Raw genomic sequence first — 21,782 nt, forward strand, 5'->3', positions numbered from 1 at the left:
CATGCGTTGGCTGTTACGGCGCGAGCCTCGTGTCCGCCGGCTAGGATCGGCGGACTTGGGCCAAGTTCGCGATTTTCTTTCGCGCGATCCGGTAGCTTCGGTGTTGGCGCGCGTTCCGGTGGAAACTGAGGCGCCGCGCATGACCCACATGGTCACCAGCGATCTTGGGCCAGAGCTGAGCGCCGTGTGCCATGTTGGTGCCAACATTGTTCCGATTGGTTTCGATGAAGCCGGGCTGGATCTTTTGGCGCGCTATATTGTGCGCCACGGACGGCAGGCAAACTCGATTGTTGGGCCAGCAGACCAAGTTCTTGGCTTGTGGGAGCGTATTGCGCGCTGGTATCCCGAACCGCGCGATATTCGCCCGCATCAGTTGTCGATGGTGTGGAGCGGGGCGGGGCAGTGCGTGCCGGATCCGGATGTGCGGCAAGCGCATTTGGGTGAAGGAGCGTTAGTGATGCCAGCCTCTGTGGCGATGTTTATTGAAGAGGTCGGCTATGATCCGACCGCTTACGGTCCGGGCTATGAGCATCGGGTGCATTCGCTGGTGCGTAATGGTCATACGTTTGTTCGTATGGGCACCCAGGCAGGATACCCGTATGTTGAGTTTAAAGCCGATATTGGGGCGTTAGCTGGTGGGGTTGCTCAGATCCAGGGAGTGTGGGTTCATCCGGATTTGCGTGGCCGCGGAATTGCTGCTCCGGCAATGGTGAGCGTGGCGCGTTTCGCTGCGGCGACCATCGCACCGACAGTCTCGCTCTATGTGAACGACTACAACTACGCGGCAATACGTTCCTACGAAAAAGCGGGCTTCGACGTCGTCGGCGAATATGCAACCGTGATGCTCTAAACCGTCCGTGTGGGTGGAAGACTGCCCACGCAGGGCGGAAAACCGACGTCGAACACGGACTTAACTGAGCCAATGCGTATCAGATGTTGCCAACGCCACGCCCCAGTAACGGAGGCGAATAGGGTCAAGGCGCGGAAAAGGTTAAACTAGTAACGTGTTGAAAATGTCTGAACTCTTTGTCCGAACCCTCCGCGACGATCCGGCCGACGCAGAGGTCCGTTCGCATAAACTCCTCGTGCGTGCCGGATACGTACGTCGCGCCGCACCAGGAATCTACACCTGGCTGCCACTCGGGCTTAAAGTCCTTCGCAAAGTCGAAGCCGTAGTCCGCGAAGAAATGGATGCTGCTGGCTCCCAGGAGATGCACTTCCCAGCCCTGCTCCCACGCGAGCCTTACGAGGCAACAAACCGCTGGGAAGAATACGGCCCGAACCTCTTCCGGTTGAAGGATCGCCGCGATAACGATTACTTGCTGGCGCCTACCCACGAAGAAATGTTCACGCTCGCGGTGAAGGACATGTACTCCTCGTACAAGGATCTTCCAGTGTCGCTGTACCAGATCCAGCACAAGTATCGTGACGAGGCGCGTCCGCGTGCAGGTATTATTCGTACCCGCGAATTTATCATGAAGGACGCCTACTCTTTTGATATTGACGACGCCGGTCTGGATCGTTCCTATGAAACCATGCGTAGCGCATATCAGCGGATTTTTGAGCGTCTGGGCGTTCCGTTCGTTATTTGTTCTGCGCAGTCGGGAGCGATGGGCGGTTCGCGCTCGGAAGAGTTCCTCGCTCCGTGCGCTATCGGTGAAGATACCTTCGTGATGTCTGCCGGTGGATACGCAGCAAATACTGAAGCTGTAACCACTCCACCCCAGTCAGAGCAGGATTTCTCGGACGTCCCACAGTCACATGTTGTGCCAACACCAGGTGCTACCACGATTGCTTCGCTCGTCGAGATGGCCAACGAGGTTGCGCCACGTGCCGATCGCCCATGGGAGGCAACCGATACGTTGAAGAACGTTGTCGTGGCTTTCGTACATCCAGATGGCGAACGCGAAGTTGTTGTTTTGGGTGTTCCAGGTGATCGCGAAGTCGATTTGAAGCGTGTGGAAGCTAGTGTTTCCCCAGCTGAAGTTGAGATGGCTATGCCAGAAGATTTAGCCAAGCATCCAGAACTCGTTGCTGGCTACATCGGCCCACAGGTGATCGGCCCGAATTCTGCTAACCGTCAAGTCACTGATGAGGGTGAGATTTCTGGCTCGGTACGCTACTTACTCGATCCGCATATTGCTCGTGGTTCGCGCTGGATTTCTGGTGCGAACGCGGTCGATGAACACGTTTTCGATTTGGTTTATGGCCGTGACTTTGAAGCTGATGGCACTATCGAAGCTGTTGAAGTTCGCGAAGGTGATGAAGCGCCAGATGGTTCTGGTCCGCTCACCATCGAACGCGGTATCGAAATCGGCCACATCTTCCAGCTGGGTCGCAAGTACGCTGAGGCTCTCGGTCTGACCGTCTTGGATCAAAACGGCAAGACTTCCGTGGTGACAATGGGCTCTTACGGTATTGGTGTTTCGCGTGTGATGGCGGCGCTTGCCGAGCTCAATTCTGACGATCTCGGTTTGAAGTGGCCACGCCACTTGGCTCCAGCTCAGGTTCACGTGATTGCTACCGGTAAGGGCGAAGATATCTTCGGCACTGCTGCAGATTTCGCTCAGCAGGTTTCTGATCGTGGCCTTGAAGTTCTTTACGATGACCGCGTGAAGGTTTCGGCTGGCGTGAAGTTTGCTGACTACGAACTCATCGGTGTTCCGTTCGCTATCGTGGTTGGTCGCGGTTTGAAGGACGGCAAGGTTGAAGTTCGTGATCGCCGTAGTGGCGAGAGCTTCGAAGTTCCTGTCGAAGAAGCAATGGCAAAGCTCGATGAAGTGATGGCCAACGCTCAGTAGTCTGTTAGGCGCATGCGCGTCGTTGTGCATGGATGATAACGCCTATGATCGTGGGGAGCTACCGATAACGGTAGCTCCCCACAAACATGTTTAACGGGTCTGTTTGGCTTAGAGTGGCGGCCCTAGGCGTCGGCCGCGCTGGGCGTTGGCTGGTGTCGTGCTGACCGCGCCTATTCCGCGCCCGGTAAACCGGCAACCGAAGCTTGCGTGTTTAACGTACAGAGCAACGCAACAGTTGCAGTGCGCTGTGGCTGATCGAGTTGCGCTGCGTGGCTCAAAAGCTCATGTTCTACCAACGAGCTGACCGCCGAATCCGTATCTTCGGTTTGTGGAAGCGGAGCTATCGGATGGCGCGCGTCCTTTCCGCCACTATCGAGCGCACTGTTGGTTAGCTCGGTCAGAAGAGTGATCTTGTATTCCTCGTCGCCGCGATTTTCAGGTTCGCGCAACGCAGCGTCATGCTCGAGCCATTGGCGGGCAGTATCAAAAGTGACAATGGCCGGAGCCGAATTTACTGCGCTAGCCAACACAGAAATATCGGGGGAGGAGCAGACCTGCGCACGCTCTGCCGCAGGTGCAAAATGGGCAGCGAAGGTGCGGGCACTCGTTGCGATTGATAACGACAGCTCCGGATCGACGTCGGTAGCAGCCGAGAGTTTGTCCGAGATAGCCGCGAGCTGGCTTTGCAAGGCGGAGATGCTCACCTCAGGTGCGGACAAGTCAAGCTCGGGATTCTCATATCCTTCTGGTGCGCCTTGTGGCCACGGAATCCATACGCCACCGACGTGATCTAGCCAGGTTTCAGATGCCGATACGAGCTCGCCTAAGAGTGGTTGCAGTGCCGGGTCTTGGTTGGCTGCTTGTAGTTCTTGCGCAGTTGCACGCGTTTGCGCGATGCTCACGGCAATGTCTTGCCGTTCGATTTCGCTTGCACTTGGCGGTTTAGGTGCCACGGACTGATTTTCAAGCCGGGTTCCCATAACAACCAGTGTCAGAACGAAAATGGCGCAAGCAGTAATGGCGATAGAAACGAACAAGAGCCACGATGCGAAACGAGATCGAATATGCGGTGTATCGGTCATAGCTCTACTGTGCCATAGGTTCACCTGCGAGTGGGCGAACCGGCGACAAGGTATGACAAAGAACGTGATTTTTCTAGGTATCATGGCATGCCTAGGTGGAAACCGGTACTCTTGAGCTTATGGTAGACAATGTTTCGGCGCATATCGCGCAACTTCTTGATCCGGTCGTGAAGGATGCTGGCCTATGGCTGGAAACCGTACGTGTCGTGGGTGCTGGAAAGCATACTGTGGTGCGAGTGACTGTAGATTTACCTGCAGGTCCTGGCGGTGTAGATTCCACGCAGCTTACGGATGTTTCGCGTGCGATTTCCGCTGTGCTTGACGAGCACGATCCGGTGCGTGGCGCCTATACCCTTGAAGTATCGACGCCGGGTGCTACTCGTGAACTTTCCGAGGAGCGTCATTTTTCCCGTGCGATTGGCCGGAAGGTTGAATTCCAGCGTCAGGATTCGGTGAAGTTTATCCAACGTGTGGTAGATGTTGCCGATGGCATCATCACTCTCGATGGTGATCCGGGTACAATTGCTGTTGCAGACGTTGCACGTGCTCACGTTGTTATTGAATTGAATCGGGCTGAGGGAGAGAACTAATGGAACTATCGATGAATGAACTCCGAATTGTTGAATCGGAGTTAGGTATTGACCTTAATGTTCTGCTCAATGCTATTGAAGAAGCCCTCGTGCACGCCTATAACCGGGTTCCGGGCGCAGTGCGTGGAGCTCGCGTGGAGCTTGATCGCACAACTGGCAAGGTCACTGTGTGGGCTCCAGAAGTTGATGAGAACGATGAAGTCATCGGGGAGTTCGATGATACGCCGAATGATTTTGGTCGTATTGCTACTTCGACTGCCCGTTCGATTATTGCTCAGCGTCTGCGTGATGCTGAAACTGAGCGCGTTCTGGGTACTTTCCAAGGTAAGAAGGGCGAACTTATTTCCGGTGTTGTTGAAGGCAACATTGGTTCTAATCCGCTTTCGCGAGATATTTTTGTTGAGCTTGGCGAAAACCGTGGCTTGTTGCGGTCTGATGAGCAGGTCGCTTCGGAACATTTCAAGCATGGTGATTTGATTCGTGCGCTGATCCTCGATATTTCTGTCGGTACTAAGGGCGCATCTATTCGCTTGTCACGTTCCCATCCAGATTTCGTTCGCCAGTTGTTCGAGACTGAAGTTCCAGAGATCGCAGATGGCACTGTCGAGATTGTTTCGTTGGCTCGTGAGGCTGGCCACCGTACGAAGGTTGCGGTGTGGAGTAATGACGATACGGTTGGGGCTAAGGGCGCGTTGATTGGTCACAACGGCCAGCGTGTTCGCGCGGTAACCCAAGAGCTTCATGGCGAAAAGATTGATGTTGTTGATTACGACGACGATATTGCGGTCTTCATTGCAGCAGCACTTTCGCCGGCGAAGGTTACTGAGGTTGAGATTCTTAACTATGATTTGCGTCAAGCGCGTGCAGTGGTCCCTGATGATCAGGCGTCGTTGGCTATTGGTAAGGAAGCGCAGAATGTGCGTCTTGCTGCGAAACTGACCGGTTGGTCGATTGATATCCGTAAGGAATCTGAATAAGCCTTAACAGCTACCATAATCGCTGATTATTCTGAGCGTTCCGGGCCGTGCCAGCACACTGTGTGCAGTGGCACGGCCCGATTCGTTTAGCGATATGGGGTATGTGCAGTACAATAGATTACGTATGTCTATGTCAATACCAACAATCGGTGAGAAGATGGTCGCTCCGCAGGGGCAGATCATGATTCGTACATGCGTTGGTTGCCGGCAAAAGGCTTACAGGAACGAGCTTTTGCGCGTTGTTGCTGATAGTGAGGGTTGTGTTCAACCCGATCCCCACGCGACGATGCCAGGGCGTGGAGCGTGGATCCATCCGCGTTCCGAATGCATAGCACAGGCAATCAAAACCTCTCAGTTTGCGCGGGCGTTTCGTCGCCCAGTGCGCGTATCTGATGAACTTGAGCCCTCTGCTAGTAATTTTGTTCGATCAGCACGATTTCGTGCGAATAACCCAATGAAAGCGGGTAGAGAGCCGATGGGCACCCGATGAGTACCCAGCGATGAGCTGCCAAACAGGGGCCTGACGCACAGATTGCGCGGGCCAAGACATAAGGAGAAATGTGGCTAAGGTCCGCGTCCATGAACTTGCTAAAGAGATTGGTGTGACAAGCAAGAAGTTGCTTGAAGTACTAACGTCAGAAGGCGAATTCGTCAAATCTGCGTCCTCGTCTATCGAGGCACCAGTCGTGCGAAAAGCACGTGAATATTTTGAATCGCACCCAGAAGAGGTCGATTCCAAGAAGGCTACTAAAAAGAAGCCAGCTGCTAAGTCAAAGGTCGCCCCAGCAGAATCTGCTGAGAGTGCGAAACCAGCTGAAGCCGAAAAGCCAGCAGTGCCAGCTCCTTCCGAACCACAACCAGTGGTCAAGAAGGCAACAGCTAAAACAGCTGCAACTACACCAGCAGCAAAGCCTGGTGCCAAGCCAGCTGCAAAGCCTGCATCCAAGCCAGCTGCAAAGAAGCCAGCTGGAGATGCTAAGTCTGCTACACCAAAGACTCCAGCCGCAGCCAAGCCTGCATCAAAGTCAGGCGCAACTCCGCGTCCAGCTGGCCGTGGCGTAACCCCAGGGTCAGCACATGCTTCTGCGGAAGCTGCTCGTGAGTCGGCTCCACCGCGTCCAAGCGCAGGTCGTGGACCGCGCCCAGGCGCACCACGTCCAGGAGCACCGCGCCCAGGAAATTCACCATTTGCACCAAAGCAGGGAATGGGTGGCCGTAATGGCCAAGGCGGTGGCCGAGGCCCACGTCCAAACGGTGCTTCCTTCGGAAACAAGCCTCAAGGCGGCGGCCGTGGCGGTCAAGCCCAAGGCGCTCCAGGTCGCGCTCCACGCACTGAAGGCGCACCACGCCCACAGCGCGGATCAGGTAACCGTCCAAGTCCAAACATGATGCCAGAGCAGATGCCGGCACCAACACCAGCACGCGGCGGCGGTCGCGGTCGCGGTGGTAATAGCGGCGGCGGCAACGGCGGCTTCGGCGGCGGACGTCCCGGTTTCACCCGTTCGGGTGGAAAAGCACGCGGCGGTTCAACTGCAGGTGCATTCGGACGCCAAGGTGGCGGCCGTGGCAACCGCAAGTCCAAGCGGGCAAAGCGTCAAGAGTGGGAAGAGCAGCAATCACCGATGCTCCAGGGCGTCCAGATTCCACGTGGCGATGGTTCCACTGTGGTTCGTGTACGCGCCGGTGCATCCCTAGCTGACTTCGCAGAACGTATCGAAGCAGATCCAGCAGCATTGGTTACTGTCTTGTTCCGTATGGGCGAGATGGCAACAGCTAATCAGTCCTTGGACGAAGATACCTTCGCACTCCTTGGTGCCGAACTTGGTTACGACATCAAGATCATGAGCGCAGAGGATGAGGATCGTGAAATCCTCGAATCCTTCGATATTGATATCGACGCCGAGCACGCTGACGAATCTGAAGAAGATCGGGTGCCACGTCCACCAGTCGTGACCGTTATGGGCCACGTCGACCACGGTAAAACCAAGCTCCTCGACGCGATCCGTAACGCCGACGTCGTCGAAGGCGAAGCCGGTGGCATTACCCAGTCCATCGGTGCATACCAGACCCACGTCAAGGTTGAAGACGGCGAACGCGCCATCACCTTCATTGACACCCCAGGTCACGAAGCCTTCACGCAGATGCGTGCCCGTGGTGCTGACATCACTGACGTTGCCATTTTGGTTGTTGCCGCAAACGACGGCGTCATGCCGCAAACCGTTGAAGCAATTAACCACGCACAGGCAGCAAACGTGCCGATCGTCGTCGCTGTGAACAAGATCGATGTTGATGGGGCAAACCCAGACAAGGTTCGTGCCCAGCTCACCGAATACAACTTGGTTGCAGAAGAATACGGCGGTGACGTCGCGTTCGTCGATATTTCGGCAAAGCAGCAGATCAACATTCCAGCATTGCTTGAAACCGTGTTGACCACCTCCGATATTTTGGTAACGCCAACGGCGAACCCAGATAAGCCGGCTCGTGGTGTAGCGATTGAAGCAAAGCTCGATCAGGGTCGCGGTTCGGTTATTACTGCGCTCGTTCAAGAAGGAACGTTGCGTATCGGTGATCCGATCGTTGTTGGTACCGCATACGGTCGTGTGCGTGCCATGATTGACGAGCATGGAAACCGTCTCGATGAAGCCGGTCCGGCACGTCCGGTCCAGGTTCTCGGTTTGACGTCGGTTCCAGGTGCAGGCGATCAACTCATCGTCGCTGAAGATGATCGTACTGCCCGTCAAATTGCCGAACGTCGTGAGGCTGCTAAGCGTGCAGCTACCTTGGCTAAGCGCCGCAAGCGCGTCTCGCTTGAGGACCTCAACGCCGCTATCGAAGAAGGCAAGATCGAAAACCTCAACCTCATTATCAAGGGAGACTCCTCTGGTTCGGTTGAAGCACTCGAAGCATCCTTGCTTGATATCGAGATCGGTGGCGACGAAGTCCAACTCAACGTTATCCATCGCGGTGTCGGCGCGATTACGCAGTCTGACGTCGATTTGGCAACCGTTGACAACGCAATCATTATCGGCTTCAACGTTCGCCCAGCAGAGCGAGTAACTGAATTGGCTGATGCTGAAGGCGTGGAGATGAAGTTCTACTCGGTCATCTACGCTGCGATCGACGAAGTTGAAGCTGCTATGAAGGGCAAGCTCAAGCCGATCTATGAAGAAGTCCAAGTGGCAACTGCTGAGATTCGCCAGGTATTTAAGTCCGGTAAGGCCGGTCTTATCGCTGGTTCGATCGTTCGCTCCGGTTCGATCCGTCGTGGTCACAAGGCGCGCCTGATCCGCAACGGAAAGACGATTGCTGAGAACCTCGAGATCGTATCGTTGCGTCGTGAAAAAGATGATGTGACCGAAGTTCGCGAAGGCTACGAGTGTGGTATCACCCTCGGCTACAAGGACATCGCCGAAGGCGACATCATCGAAACGTACGAGATGCGTGAAAAGCCACGCGACTGATCGTTACGTGACAACACGCGAAGTGAGGAAACATGGTTAATCCACGAGCAGCTAAAGTTGCTGAACGTATTCAGCAAGTAGTTGCCTCCATGCTCGATAAGCAGATCAAGGATCCGCGTCTGGGCATGGTGACAATTACTGATGTGCGAGTTACTGGAGATCTCCAGCATGCTGACGTGTTCTACACCGTTTTCGGTGACGAGCACGATGCGAAGAACACCGCAGCCGCATTGCGTTCCGCCACTGGAGTTATTCGCTCCAATGTTGGAAAGCAACTCGGATTGCGCTTGACTCCATCGTTGGCTTTCCATCTCGACGCCCTGCCAGAGTCAGCAAAGTCTATTGAAGACTTGCTGGTTGCTGCCCGGTATCGTGATGAGCAGATCCGCAAGATGGCTGAAGAAGCACAGTATGCGGGGGATCCTGATCCCTACCGTCGTCCAGAAGACGACGAGCAGGACGAACCTGTCGAGGATTCAGCACAGTAGTGGCGCGAAATCGTAAACAGATGCCAGATCGCCCCCGGCGCATAATGCCGTGGGGCGATCTGCCGCGTGGTGGACATGAAGCTGCCGATGGGTTAATTTTGATTGACAAACCGCAAGGTGTGACCTCGCACGATATTGTGGGTGCGATGCGCCGGTTGGGTGCGACTCGTAAAGTCGGGCACACCGGCACTCTTGATCCGATGGCTACCGGGTTATTGACGGTAGCGTTTGGGCGGGCCACGAAACTCGTCCAGTATCTTACCGGTGCAGATAAAACCTATCTTGCACGCATTGTTATTGGTGTTGGTACGGATTCGGATGATGCTGACGGTACTGCGATAGTGCCAAGTGCCGAGCAGAGCGCCCGCGTTGGTCAGATTACGGCAGCAGATATTGATAGTGTGATGGCTGAACTTACGGGCCCAATTCAGCAGGTTCCGGCAACAGTCTCGGCGAAGAAGATCGGTGGCAAGCGCGCCCATGATCTGGTTCGTGACGGGCATGATGTGGAGCTTGCTGCACAGTCAGTAACGATCCACAGTTTTGACCGTACCAGCGATGTTGTTGCACAAACGCACCAGATGGACGGGTTGAGCTTCCCGGTGTTGACGTTCGATGTGAGTGTGGCAGTTTCTTCGGGAACCTATATTCGTGCGTTGGCTCGCGATCTTGGTGAAAAACTGGGGGTGGGTGCGCATTTGACGATGTTGCGCCGCACCCAGGTTGGCAAGTGGGATATTGGGGATGCGTATACGGTCGAGGCCTTGCGTGAGCTGATAGTGGGCGAGCAGTCGTTGCCGATCGTGGGCATTGATGCTGTGTGTGCTCAGACGTTCTCCCGGATTTCGGTGACGGCCCAGGAAGCTGAACGTCTCGGGCGCGGTCTCTTTATTGAGCGGCGTGATCCGGAACGTATTGCGGGCGCAAATAAATGGCCGGCATGTGCATTCTTAGGTGAGCAGGCGGTTGCTATCGTTTCGCCGCGCTCCAAACAGTTGAAACCGGATTTGCAGATTCGGATCTAGGCGTTGTTTGTGCACTGCTGTCAGGCGCGGCAGGGTTGCGGGCTACTGCCGAGGTTGCGGGTTACTGCTAAGTCCCACAGGCTCCGGCCCGTTCTTTCTGAGCAGTGTGTACTGATTCGGGTTATAGCGCAAACCTCGTCATATATGGACGCAGTTTGCGTTATGACCATATTTACTGCAGTAGTTTGTGGGAGATCAGCTCCGTGTTGAGCATAATTGAGCGCCACCCAACTTGATGATAGGGAAAATAATATAGGCGGTTGTGTCAACTATCAGGTAGCTTTGATGCATCTTTGAACACGCAGGAAAATGCTTTTACAAAGAGCTCTTTTTCGTTAATATGTGGAGATGAAAAGCTCAACGGTGAGAAATTTTCGGGAGGAAAATATGCGACAGTTTTCGCGAGTTGTAGTTGCCATGATGTTGACCGGCAGTATCCTAAGCGCCTGTAGCGAAGAACCGTCTCCACCGCAAAGTTTAGTGGACGATGTTGATGTTACTGGTTGAACTTGAAGCCAGATATCGATCGTGACTCATGGATGATTACTTTGCCGGCAGATCGTTTTGGTATTTCTCGAGATGAAGAAGATATAATTTCTTCGGCGTATATGGGAGCCAGTATGACGTGCTACAAGAAATATGCGCCTGATCAAATTTGGGTAGATTTACCTCCTCTTTCTGGCTTAAATACGATGAATCCTCCTGTTTTCTCGGAATTTGGCGTGTGGCGAGTAGGTATGGCGCAGCAATTTGGTTTTGATGTTCCTGCGACTGCTCGTATTCCTATTGCAGGGCGTTCTGATGTTCGCACACCTATTTCCAGAGAAGTAGTTGCGAAAGTTTACAAAGATCGAGGGGCGATCCCTACGGATGTTTTCGAAAAAGCAGTTGCTTCGTGCGAGAATGATCCAGATATTCAAAAGTTCAAAAACCCTTACGAGTTAGTTATTGCGCCGTGGTGGGATGAGATTAATCAGGCGCGAGCCAAGCTATTTGACGACGATGCGGCTCGCCAAATTTATAACGACGTTGCTAGTTGTTTCGAATCCGAGGGTTTGAAAATGGCAGAGGAAGGGTTTGGGGGAGTTGAGAACTTCGATTTTCGGCGTAAAAAGAATAATCCTTATCCTGCTAAAGAAGAGATAGATATAGCACTGAAAGTAGCTCAATGCCAGGAGAAATTCGATGCTACACCGAAGCTTGCTGAGATTTTAGCGGAGAAACAAGCCGACATTATAAAGAAATATCCGAATGAATTTGTTTCGGGCCGCCAAAAGATCGATGCTCTCGTTGCAGATGCGAAGCAATACATACAAGAACATCCCGATGTTTACGTTAAAACGGACTAGTTCTTATGTGCAGTCGGTCTCTTCATCACGGATATAGAGTCGTGAGTTGTCTGCGTTTCGAACGAAGATGGTGAGGATAGGGGGTTTAAGTATGTTCATTAAGAAATATGGAGTATTCCTTGTTTCTCTCATGATGGTTGTGAGCGCCTGTTCTTCTGTTGATTCTGGGGTAGACGTAGACTCGTCTGAATCTTCTAGCATGGGTCTGAATCTTAGTGCGGAAGTTGATAAAGAGTCATGGACAGTGACGTTGCCTTGGAATCGTTACCTTATTTCGGACGAAGAGAAAAATATTTTACTCTCTGCCAGTTCAATGGCACTAGCACAATGCACCCGAGAGAAGAATATGGCAAAGCAATGGACCGGTACTAATGCGGATTTCATTAGCCAAGTAAATCCACATGTCTATTCAGAATTTGGTCCGTGGCGAAAAGCGATGGCGCAACAATATGGGTTTTCATCACCTTATCTATCTAATGATCCAATCGTCGGCCGAGATATTAAGCCACCAACAGAAACAGAAATTCTAAAACTTCGCCGTGGGTTTGATGCGAATAGCTTGTTTTCTGAAGCAGATATGGAATTGATGCGTAAGGAATGTGACGAGTATCCCGCGGTCGAAAAATTCAACCGGGAAAAGATAGCTCCATCAGCTCCATGGGTTGATGAGCTTGGCGAGACGCGTATGCTGTTGTTTGATGATCCGCGGGCGCAGGAGATTGTGGGTGAGTTGGAGGCGTGTTTTGATAAGCAGGGGATGAAGATGAGCTCTGAAATTCCTGGATTTGTGGAAGGTGTTAATGGTTTTATTGATCCGACTGAGGAGAGTATTGCTCTTGCGTTGAAGGCGGCGCAGTGTCAAGAAGAAACTGATGCGACGCCGCGGTTGGCGCAGGTGTGGGCTGATTTGCAGGCTCCGATTGTGAAGAAGTATGCCAAAGAGTTGATAGCGCAGCGCCAGTTGATCGATGAGCGAGTAGCAGAAGCTAAACAATATATTCAAGAACACCCTGAGCTACTTGAACTACCGGCTCAGTGATGTAGCGGGAGTGGTTGATTTTTTTAGGGGGCGTTTTATCCTTTAAGTGGTAAGTGGTACTGCTTACTATTGAACCATGTTCAAAGGAGAACAATGATGAATATCAAGAAAGTTTTAAGTTCCATGGTAGCTGTTTTGGCTCTCGGTGCCACCAGTTTTATTACCATAGTTCCGACAGCTAGTGCTGGAAATCCGTTTTGTCCACGCGGAAAAGCATGTTTATGGAGTCAGACTCGTATGACGGCTGGCGGGCTACTAACGAAGATCCAAGTTCAGCGGTTTATCCTGCAATGAATAATAATTCGGAATCTATCGCTGCGAATGGTGGGACATGTGGACTAACTCGATTTTTCGATGAAGATCGAGGGCCGTTTGGTAAGTATATTTATCTTTTTAGTCAAACTCTAGCAGGGTATAACTATCGCGATCCTAATTTGTATAACGGAGCTGGGTATGGTGCGTATTCTCATGAAAATTGGGCTAATCGGATTGGGTGGGTTGAATTTGGTGGCAGTGGTTGTGACTAGTACCGCAGCGTGAAGGTGGAAATGGAAAGGAAGGAATGTGGTTCGTTCTGTTTTTCGGCAAAGTTGCTGTGTATTGCTTTTGGCGACAGTAGGTGCATGTTCTTCTGTTGATCCTGGGGCAGATGTAGACTCATCTGCGTCTTCCAGCATGGGTCTGAATCTGAGCGCGGAAGTTGATAAAGAGTTATGGACGGTAACGTTGCCATGGGATCGTTACACGATGACGGATGAACAGCGCATTATCCTTGTTTCTGCAGAATCTTTTGGACTTGCCGAGTGTACACGTGAGAATATGCAAGACGTTGCATGGACTGCAACATTGCCGGAAGCCCTCAAGGGTGTTAACCCGCATGTTTTTATGGAATTTGGGCCGTGGGTTGAAGAAATGGCACAGCAATATGGTTTTTCGTCAGCCGAATTCTCAGATGTACCGATCAATGGTCGCGATCTTGTGGCTAAGAGCAAAGAACAACGTGATCGAGAAAGAAAAGGGATGCAGAGCAATGCTACGTTTTCAGAGCGAGACATAGAGCTTATGCATGAAACGTGTGATTCGTATCCCCAAGTTAAGAGATTTCAGTTAAAAGAACTCGATGTGCAGGGTCCATGGACAAAATTACTGGCTGATACTCGCGATCAAATTTTCGAGGATAGTCGCGGTAAAGCAGTTGTGGAAGAATTGGCTCAATGTTTCATAAGTAAGGGGCTTAAACCAATTGAGGGCGTTCCCGGATATGTAGAAGGAGTTAGCCCACAACGTAACCCGACTTCAGAGAGTATTGCTCTTGCTTTGAAGGCTGTGGAGTGTCAAGAAGAAACTAATGCGACGCCGCGGTTGGCGCAGGTGTGGGCTGATTTGCAGGCTCCGATTGTGAAGAAGTATGCCAAAGAGTTGATAGCCCAGCGTGAGTTGATTGACGAGCGGGTAGCAGAAGCAAAACAGTATATGCAAGAACATCCTGAGTTCTTGGAACCTCCGGCTCACTGATTGGGGACCGATATTGTTTTGGGGTATTCAGCACGTAGTAAGTGATAATGCTTGCAAATAACAGTGTTCAAAGGAGAATACAATGAAAATCAGGAAAGTTCTAAGTTCCATGGTAGCTGTTTTAGCTCTCGGTGCAACAGGTTTTGTCGCCACGATTCCTGTTGCTGAGGCTGTGGGAAGTAACTGTCCTCCTAGCGCGTCTTGTGTGTGGACCGGTAGTTATTATACTCAGATTAGGGGAGAAAATTATGATAATTCATCCCCAGTACATCCAAGTATTAATAATCGAGGAAATTCTGCTGCCGCAAATGGCGCATCGTGTTGGGCTACGCGATTTTATGATAACACGTGGGCTAGTTCAGGAAGTTATTTCACTTTATATAGTGAAAGAATAGTAGGAACCAATTACCGGGATTCTTCTTTGGGTGATGGAGCAGGAACGGGTCCATATGCTCATGAGAATTGGGCTAATCGTATAAGCCGGATTACCTATATTTGTGGCTAATTGATCGAGAGTAGTAGCAGGAGAATAGTTCTGTGAAAAAACATGTAATTTCGATGATTGCGCTGTCAAGTGTTTTGTTTTTGAGTGGAGCGTGTTCTCCTGATACTTCAGCTGGCGAGGTGGATGATTCTGCTTCCGCCGTTGCGGCGGATGATTCTGTCTCGCCAGTTGGGGTAGATGTTTCGGCGAAGGTTGATCGTGATTCATGGATTATCGAACTTCCAGTCCATAGGTATACGCTTTCCAGCGAAGATCAAGCCTATTTGCTGTCTGCGGGCTCGGTGGCAATGGCGGAGTGCACGCGTACGAAGTTAGATGGGGTGGCGTGGACTGGCTTCCCGCCAGAGATATTTATGCCGGTTAATCCGCCGGTGTTTAGTGAGTTTGGTCCGTGGAATAAGGATATGGCTGCGCAGTTTGGGTTTACCCGGGTTGAGACTTCGAAAACGCCGATCGCTAATCGTGGATTGAGCGCGCAAAGCGCGGAAATTAAAGCTGGTTGGACGAGCCGGTCAGATTCGAACGGAAAAATGCTGGAGAAGGCTGAGGCGAAGATGAGTGAAGCATGCGATTCATATCCAATGTTGAAGAAGTTTGATGTGAGAGAGGTTAGTGGTTCGGGTCCGTGGAAGAATGAGTTTGCTGAGACGCGTATGAGGTTGTTTGATGATCCGCGGGCGCAGGAGATTGCGGGTGAGTTGGAGGCGTGTTTTGATAAGCAAGGGTTGCAGATGAATTCTGAAGCGCCTGGGTTTGTGGAAGGTGTTGATGGTTTTGTTGATCCGACTGAGGAGAGTATTGCGCTTGCGTTGAAGGCGGCGCAGTGTCAAGAAGAAACTGATGCGACGCCGCGGTTGGCGCAGGTGTGGGCTGATTTGCAGGCTCCGATTGTGAAGAAGTATGCCAAGGAGCTGATCGCGCAGCGTGCGTTGATTGATGAACGAGTAGCAGAAGCAAAACAATATATACAAGAACACCCCGAACTATTTGAACTACCAATTAAATAAAAGCACTTAGAATAACTCGTGTAATTTCAAGTATCAAAAGGAAAAGCATACTGATGCACAATGAAGAACCGCAGCAAACGAATAAAAAACGCTACGCATGGATCATCGTCACCATCATCATAGCCATAGCGGTACTTATTGGTGCATTCTTGCTGGGACGATTTGTGCGTTCAGGAAATGATGAAGCAATCGCCAACGCACAACATAAACCAGAAATAACCGCCCAAGTCGAAGAACGGGAATTCCCCGCTGAGCCGATAGAAATTAAGGGAAGCGTACAACTAGGCTCAACCTTCCCGGTCACAGTTGCAGCCGGTGAAGGTGGACAAGCAATCGTCACTGCCACACCACGCTCGCCAGGCGAAACAATCTCCTCCGGGCAACTTCTCGCCCAAGTATCTGGCAGGCCAGTTATTGCACTCGATCTTCCCTTTGATATGTATCGCGATATTAAAACCGGAGACACCGGCGCCGATGTTCGCGAACTACAACGTGCTCTGGTACGACTCGGACTATACCGTGGCGTTGTCGATGGCGAATATGGACCGCTCACCGCAAACGCTATGAAGGAACTATATAAGCGCGTTGGGGCAGTGTTGCCCGAACCACCCAAAGAACCAGAGGCACAACCAGCCGCAGTGCAAAGCCAAGCACAAGAACCACAGAGCAATCCGGCAGATCAAGGCGCAACGTCAACACCGCCTAACCCCCCAGCGCCATCAGCTACCCAAGCACCGAAAAAACTCAACCTCCCAACAATAAAAGCAAACGAAATATTCTCCCTCACCCAAGGCTCTGCAACCATTATCGAGATAGCGCCACTGAACACTAAAATCAGTGCAGAAACACCACTTGCGAAACTCCGAAGTGGGAAAGCGATCGCAGTCGCCCGCGTCGGCGTCGGAGACAAAAACCTCTTCAGCGTCGGAGCAAACGTTGAACTGAGCGCCGTCGGCTCAACCGAAAAACAACAAGCCACCGTCAACGCAATCAGTGAGTTCAAAGACGCCGATGTGAACAACCCCGCCGCACAACTGCCCGGGCACGATGTTAGCGTGGACCTACCCGGCGAAGGATACACCGACGGGCAAGAAATCATCCTCTCCATCGCAAACACCGAACGGCAAGCCGTCTCCGGACTCACTGTTCCGCTCAGCGCACTACGCGAAGATACCGGCACAACCTACGTGTTAAAGAAAGACCCAGCAATCAAACCAGAAGGAACAGCGAAAATAGAAGTCAGTGTAGGACGAACCTTCGACGGATTCGCCCTCATCACCAGCGACAACATCCAAGCCGGCGACACCGTGGTCATAGGCCAATGAGCGTACTCAAACTGCGCAACATCCGCAAAACCTATGATGTACAACCACCGGTGCCCGTACTACACGGCGTTGACCTCGACGTCGAAGCAGGAGAACGCGTAGCAATCGTCGGATACTCAGGAGCAGGAAAATCCACACTGCTCAACATTATGGGACTACTTGACGAAGCAACCTCCGGCGAATACGAGCTCGACGGGCACCTGACAACAAAACTCAGCGCCCGAAAACGCGATCGGCTCCGAGCCGAAGTATTGGGATTCGTATTTCAGGACTATCACGTACTAGGGCATCGAACCGTACGCGAAAATCTCGATATCAAACTCGCGATCTCAGGGATTGATCCGGCACAGCGCGAAACCGTCGTCGACGAAGCATTAGCAAATGTTGGACTAACAGAGCGGAAAAATTCCCTCTCCAGGCTACTTTCCGGCGGAGAAAAGCAACGCCTCGCAATCGCGCGCGCCATCATCACCCACCCCAGAGTCCTCCTCGCCGACGAGCCCACCGGAAACCTCGACTCCGTCAACGCCAAAACCGTACTCGACCTCTTCGACCAGCAAGCAGCCAACGGAGTCGCCGTCGTCGTCATCACCCACGATGATCGCCTCGCATCGTGGGCACAACGCGTCCTGCACCTAAAGGACGGCAAAATCTATGAGTAAATACAACATCGGTCACAAAATACGACAACGACGCGCCGCTATCGCCGACCTCCTCGCCGACGTAGCGATCGAACTGCGCGCCCGGATGGCGCGAACCATCCTCATGATGGCGGCCGTAGCATTAAGCACCGGAGCTCTACTAGCGTCGGTAGGTATTTCGCAAAATGCTGCCCACCAAGTAGACGCAGACATCGCCGCCTCAACCATTGACCAAATCCTACTGACGAAAGCCGATGGGACTGGTGACGGGCCAGGAGGCGATGCAGATAGAGCGTCTCGCGGCCCTGACGGGCAAAAAGTCGAAACATATTTCTACCCCGCCGATGCAAAAGAACGACTCCTCAAAATCGATACGGTAGCAGCCGTCGGGCGACGGTCAAACCTCCTAGACGCCATCCATCCGACCATTACCCATCCGATAACCCACGATGAGATCAATACCATCAGCATTATCGGTGCCGAAGCGTCATATCTCGATGCGGCCAACGTAGACAAGCCCACACAAGCCTGGATGCTTGACCAAGCATACGATGTCGTTTTCCTTGGCGAAAGCGCGGCAGAAAAACTTGATATACCAGTAACTTCCGATACCCGAGGGCTCAAAGTATTAGTTGACGGACTAGCCTATTCCGTAGCCGGATTCCTCCCCGGTGAAACACTGGAAAACCACATCGTCCTCCCGTTGAAAACAGCCTTTCACCTCGCCGGTGGAGACAAACAAACCGATATTCTTATCCGCACCAAAATTGGTGCCGGCTCCCAAGTATCAAACGTTGCACGGCTAGCGCTTATGCCAAACCAGCCCGAAAAACTCTCAGTCTCGCAAGTCGTTTCAGTTGAGAGCATTCGAGAAAACGTTTCCGGGCAATTAGCTCAACAAGCCGCATGGGTAGGGGCGTTCCTGATTGTGCTGACCGTCTTGCTCATTGCTAACTCCATGATTGTTTCAGTCACCGCTCGCACAACTGAGATCGGAGTGCGGCGAGCATTGGGGAGTTCGCGCGGGCGAGTTGCGGCAGTGTTTTGGGTTGAAGGTGCCGTGACCGGAGCACTCGGCGGACTCGTGGGAAGTGCAGTGGCGTCGGTTATTATCGTTGGCGTTTCAGCAGTTAGCGGATGGACTGCGTTACTGAATATTGGATGGATCATGCTCGGACCGGTGCTGGGTGCTGCGGTAGGCGTTGTTGCTTCGGCATACCCGGCGGCACGAGCGTCAATGATTCATCCGGCGATTGCGGTGCGTTCGAACTAGAGACTATGTGGGGCGGTGCGTGTGGCCGGTCCTCATGTGCAGTAAGTGGGGCAATAGCGCAAACCTCGGCGTATATGAACAAGGTTTGCGCTATAACCATATTTGCGGTGGCATATCGCCGTTGGAGAACCATCTAACCGATTGTGCGCCGGCCGTATTATGATGGTGCCCATGACTGAAGAGAAAAAGGGCTGCGGTTGCGGCGGCAAAAAGGCAGAAGCTACCGAAACCCAAACGGTTGAGGTAGCAACAGAAGAAAAGCGCGGCTGCGGTTGCGGCGGCCACGGCCACGGAGCAAACGGTCATGGCAAGCAGGGTCACGGCGGGCGCGACCACGGCAAGGGCGGTTGCGGCTGCGGTGGAAAAGGACGCCACCACGGTGTGCGTACCGAAAACACGCCAGCCGGCGCACCTGACGACGTATCGCAAGGGCGCACCCAACTAGGATTGCGTGGAATCTAACGAATGCAGATATGGCATAAAAGTTCCGATATCCCGGCCGATATCGGCTCTACCGTTGTTACTATTGGAATTTTTGATGGCGTACACAAAGGCCATCAAGTCGTGGTACAAGAAACGGTGAAGCAAGCGCGTGAACGAGGCTTAAAAGCAATTGCTTTAACCTTCGATCCCCACCCGCGCATCGTGCACAATCCTGACGCCCCGATGCCGCTGATTACCTCACTTCCTGACCGATTAGAGCGCCTTGAGGCTGCTGGTATCGATGCGGTTTTCGTCCAGTATTACACGTTGGAGTATGCAAACCAGGCACCGGAAGAATTTATCGAGTCCCAGCTTGTAGGCATGCTTCACGCGTCGGTTATTGTGGCGGGTGAAGATATTCATTTTGGCCGGCAAAACACCGGCGATGGTCAGTTGTTGCGCACCTTCGGAACGGCTATTGGATTAGAAACTGTCATTGTTGATGACGTATGCAATTTAGATGATGGCCGCCGATGGTCGTCGACGTGGGTGCGAGATTTGTTGCGTGTTGGAGACGTACGCCAAGCTGCGGAAGTGTTGGGCCGTCCTCATCGGATCCGTGGAATAGTCCAGCATGGGTTTAAGCGTGGCCGGCAGTTAGGATTCCCGACGGCGAACTTGCCAGGCGTAGGTGTTGGCGAAATTCCGGCCGACGGCGTGTATGCCGGTTGGCTGGTGCGTACTGTTCCAGAGACGAAAGCGACTGAGCATTTGCCGGCTGCTATTTCGATTGGTACGAATCCGCATTTTGATGGGGTAGAGCGCACGGTGGAAGCTCATGTGCTTGGGCGTAGTGACCTGAACCTGTATGGGGAAGAGGTTGCGATCGACTTTATTGACTATGTGCGTCCGATGATGAGTTTTGATGAGCTTGATGGATTGCTATGCCAGATGGATGACGATCTGCGAACTGCTGCAGATGTGCTATCGGTGCCGTTAGCAGGCAGAGTTGATCCGGATTCAGTGACAGCAATCTGAGTAATACGCGTGGATATTCACGTGAATCATTCGTACCGATAGGCTGAAATTGTAAGGTACTAGAACGTTTGAAATTTCTGGCGAATTCTGTTTTGCGTGTTAGGTGCTAGTGCTAGACTTGGTCTTAATATATTTCAGTTAATCATGATTGAAAGGCGGTGGTCTCATTATGAGCCAGTATTTACGCAATGAAGCTGTTGCCTCGTCTAGTATTTTTACGTTTGTCGGGGTCTGGCGGTTCTTAACGATGGATACCGGAAACAATTCAATGTTCGTTTCAGAGTTCATTGTTTGGTTGCTCATTCTCGTTGGATTATTAGCACACGTGGCTGCACATAGTGGGGCGAAATTATCGCGAAGTATTGCCGTGATTGGGGTAGTGATACTTGCTGTAGCATGTGGAGTGGCTTGGGGGAGTGTTATTCTCGCCTGGTCCACTACATTTGCCGGTGCTGAGTTCAACGTGCCAGGCGAGTATCTTGTCCTCGCTGGACTGAGCATGGTGCTCGCTGTGCAGTGGTTGTATCGCTATCTGAGGCTCCTGCGTAAGGATACCGAACACTCCCGCGTTCGGTGAGGTACCCAATCTCACAGCACCCAATTCGGGCATGGGGCCCACCCGTGGTAGAATCGAACAGCCGTTGGATCGGCCACGGAGTGTCATCGCTCGAGAGAACAAGCCTCGGGCTCCGTGCAACAAGGATAAAAGGAGTGATCGTATGGCTCTATCTGCAGAGCGTAAGAACGAGATCATCAAGGAATACGCAACCCACGAGGGCGACACCGGTTCTCCGGAGGTCCAGGTTGCACTTCTGTCTGCCCGTATCAAGGAATTGACAGAGCATTTCCGTACTCACAAGCATGATCACCACTCACGTCGTGGTCTGATGCTTCTTATCGGTAAGCGCAAGCGCCTCCTCGGCTACCTCGCCGCAGAAGACATCGAGCGTTACCGTTCATTGATCTCCCGTCTCGGCCTACGCCGCTGACGTCAAACTTATCGGCCCGGCCGCCCACGGTTCGGGCCGATAAGTTTAATGTGCGCCTTTCACAACATAAAGGCATGTAATCGCGTAGTATAGATTACGTAACTGGCGGCCCGTCGTCGTCAATATGCATAATGCGTCCAGTGTTATGCACGGCGCTAAGCGCCTACGGAAAACCGCGTACCTCGTCGGTACGCATCGAAGATAAAGAAGCTGCCCGCGAGGTTCGGTCCTCGGTTGTGGTGAACGGAAACTAG

22 protein-coding genes are annotated in these 21,782 nt (G+C 52.5%); 21 read left to right on the plus strand and 1 reads right to left on the minus strand.

From position 1 onward, the window contains the following. The first annotated feature begins 1 nt into the window (after nt 1). Both JTE88_RS02950 and JTE88_RS02955 read left to right on the plus strand, forming a co-directional pair. Nucleotides 2-850, plus strand: coding sequence for a GNAT family N-acetyltransferase (locus JTE88_RS02950; protein ID WP_204425273.1), 849 nt, complete (start codon nt 2-4; stop codon nt 848-850). A gap of 163 nt (nt 851-1,013) precedes the next feature. After that, a complete protein-coding gene (locus tag JTE88_RS02955) occupies nt 1,014-2,801 on the plus strand; it encodes a proline--tRNA ligase (protein WP_204425274.1) in 1,788 nt (595 codons plus the stop codon). Between the two features lie 170 nt (nt 2,802-2,971). Here the strand turns inward: JTE88_RS02955 and JTE88_RS02960 are convergent, their stop codons facing one another. Continuing rightward, nucleotides 2,972-3,883, minus strand: a complete 912-nt coding sequence (locus JTE88_RS02960; RefSeq protein WP_204425275.1) for a hypothetical protein — start codon at nt 3,881-3,883, stop codon at nt 2,972-2,974. Nucleotides 3,884-4,002: 119 nt separating this feature from the next. Between JTE88_RS02960 and JTE88_RS02965 the strand changes: the two genes are divergently transcribed. The 19 genes from JTE88_RS02965 (at nt 4,003) to JTE88_RS09140 (ending at nt 21,782) form a co-directional block, all read left to right on the plus strand. Continuing rightward, the gene (locus tag JTE88_RS02965) at nt 4,003-4,473 is read left to right on the plus strand and encodes a ribosome maturation factor RimP (RefSeq protein ID WP_204425276.1); all 471 of its coding nucleotides are present in this window, start codon (nt 4,003-4,005) and stop codon (nt 4,471-4,473) included. Further along, entirely contained in the window at nt 4,473-5,450 is a 978-nt protein-coding gene (nusA, locus tag JTE88_RS02970) for a transcription termination factor NusA (RefSeq protein ID WP_204425277.1), read from the plus strand. Before JTE88_RS02965 ends, nusA begins: the two co-directional genes overlap by 1 nt. Before the next feature lie 67 nt (nt 5,451-5,517). Beyond that, nucleotides 5,518-5,940, plus strand: coding sequence for a YlxR family protein (locus JTE88_RS02975; protein ID WP_239519550.1), 423 nt, complete (start codon nt 5,518-5,520; stop codon nt 5,938-5,940). Between the two features lie 70 nt (nt 5,941-6,010). Next, a complete protein-coding gene (gene infB, locus JTE88_RS02980) occupies nt 6,011-8,911 on the plus strand; it encodes a translation initiation factor IF-2 (protein ID WP_204425278.1) in 2,901 nt (966 codons plus the stop codon). A 32-nt stretch (nt 8,912-8,943) separates the two neighbouring features. Continuing rightward, on the plus strand, nt 8,944-9,399 hold the full coding sequence (gene rbfA / locus JTE88_RS02985; protein WP_204425279.1) for a 30S ribosome-binding factor RbfA: 456 nt from the start codon (nt 8,944-8,946) through the stop codon (nt 9,397-9,399). Continuing rightward, on the plus strand, nt 9,399-10,424 hold the full coding sequence (truB, locus tag JTE88_RS02990) for a tRNA pseudouridine(55) synthase TruB (RefSeq protein ID WP_239519551.1): 1,026 nt from the start codon (nt 9,399-9,401) through the stop codon (nt 10,422-10,424). The genes rbfA and truB overlap by 1 nt, the downstream gene beginning before the upstream one ends. A gap of 539 nt (nt 10,425-10,963) precedes the next feature. Next, nucleotides 10,964-11,773, plus strand: a complete 810-nt coding sequence (locus tag JTE88_RS02995) for a hypothetical protein (protein ID WP_204425281.1) — start codon at nt 10,964-10,966, stop codon at nt 11,771-11,773. A 91-nt stretch (nt 11,774-11,864) separates the two neighbouring features. Further along, a complete protein-coding gene (locus JTE88_RS03000) occupies nt 11,865-12,812 on the plus strand; it encodes a hypothetical protein (RefSeq protein WP_204425283.1) in 948 nt (315 codons plus the stop codon). Between the two features lie 96 nt (nt 12,813-12,908). Next, the gene (locus JTE88_RS03005; protein WP_204425286.1) at nt 12,909-13,106 is read left to right on the plus strand and encodes a hypothetical protein; all 198 of its coding nucleotides are present in this window, start codon (nt 12,909-12,911) and stop codon (nt 13,104-13,106) included. 381 nt (nt 13,107-13,487) lie between these two features. Next, entirely contained in the window at nt 13,488-14,327 is an 840-nt protein-coding gene (locus JTE88_RS03010) for a hypothetical protein (protein WP_204425288.1), read from the plus strand. Nucleotides 14,328-14,864: 537 nt separating this feature from the next. After that, on the plus strand, nt 14,865-15,839 hold the full coding sequence (locus tag JTE88_RS03015; protein ID WP_204425290.1) for a hypothetical protein: 975 nt from the start codon (nt 14,865-14,867) through the stop codon (nt 15,837-15,839). A 53-nt stretch (nt 15,840-15,892) separates the two neighbouring features. Continuing rightward, entirely contained in the window at nt 15,893-17,164 is a 1,272-nt protein-coding gene (locus tag JTE88_RS03020) for a peptidoglycan-binding protein (RefSeq protein WP_204425293.1), read from the plus strand. Further along, entirely contained in the window at nt 17,161-17,826 is a 666-nt protein-coding gene (locus tag JTE88_RS03025) for an ABC transporter ATP-binding protein (protein ID WP_204425295.1), read from the plus strand. Before JTE88_RS03020 ends, JTE88_RS03025 begins: the two co-directional genes overlap by 4 nt. Further along, a complete protein-coding gene (locus JTE88_RS03030) occupies nt 17,819-19,078 on the plus strand; it encodes an ABC transporter permease (protein ID WP_168917520.1) in 1,260 nt (419 codons plus the stop codon). The genes JTE88_RS03025 and JTE88_RS03030 overlap by 8 nt, the downstream gene beginning before the upstream one ends. A 171-nt stretch (nt 19,079-19,249) precedes the next feature. Further along, complete coding sequence (locus JTE88_RS03035; protein ID WP_204425296.1) at nt 19,250-19,540, plus strand: hypothetical protein; 291 nt, start codon at nt 19,250-19,252, stop codon at nt 19,538-19,540. A gap of 3 nt (nt 19,541-19,543) precedes the next feature. Further along, nucleotides 19,544-20,539, plus strand: coding sequence for a bifunctional riboflavin kinase/FAD synthetase (locus JTE88_RS03040; protein ID WP_204425297.1), 996 nt, complete (start codon nt 19,544-19,546; stop codon nt 20,537-20,539). Between the two features lie 169 nt (nt 20,540-20,708). Then, nucleotides 20,709-21,116, plus strand: a complete 408-nt coding sequence (locus JTE88_RS03045) for a hypothetical protein (RefSeq protein WP_204425298.1) — start codon at nt 20,709-20,711, stop codon at nt 21,114-21,116. Nucleotides 21,117-21,258: 142 nt separating this feature from the next. Then, a complete protein-coding gene (gene rpsO / locus JTE88_RS03050; RefSeq protein ID WP_204425302.1) occupies nt 21,259-21,528 on the plus strand; it encodes a 30S ribosomal protein S15 in 270 nt (89 codons plus the stop codon). 131 nt (nt 21,529-21,659) lie between these two features. Continuing rightward, nucleotides 21,660-21,782 carry a hypothetical protein gene (locus JTE88_RS09140; protein ID WP_275586622.1) on the plus strand — a complete coding sequence of 41 codons (123 nt, stop codon included), beginning with the start codon at nt 21,660-21,662 and terminating at the stop codon, nt 21,780-21,782.

It is taken from the genome of Arcanobacterium phocisimile (assembly GCF_016904675.1).
Classification (GTDB): Bacteria; Actinomycetota; Actinomycetes; order Actinomycetales; family Actinomycetaceae; genus Arcanobacterium; species Arcanobacterium phocisimile.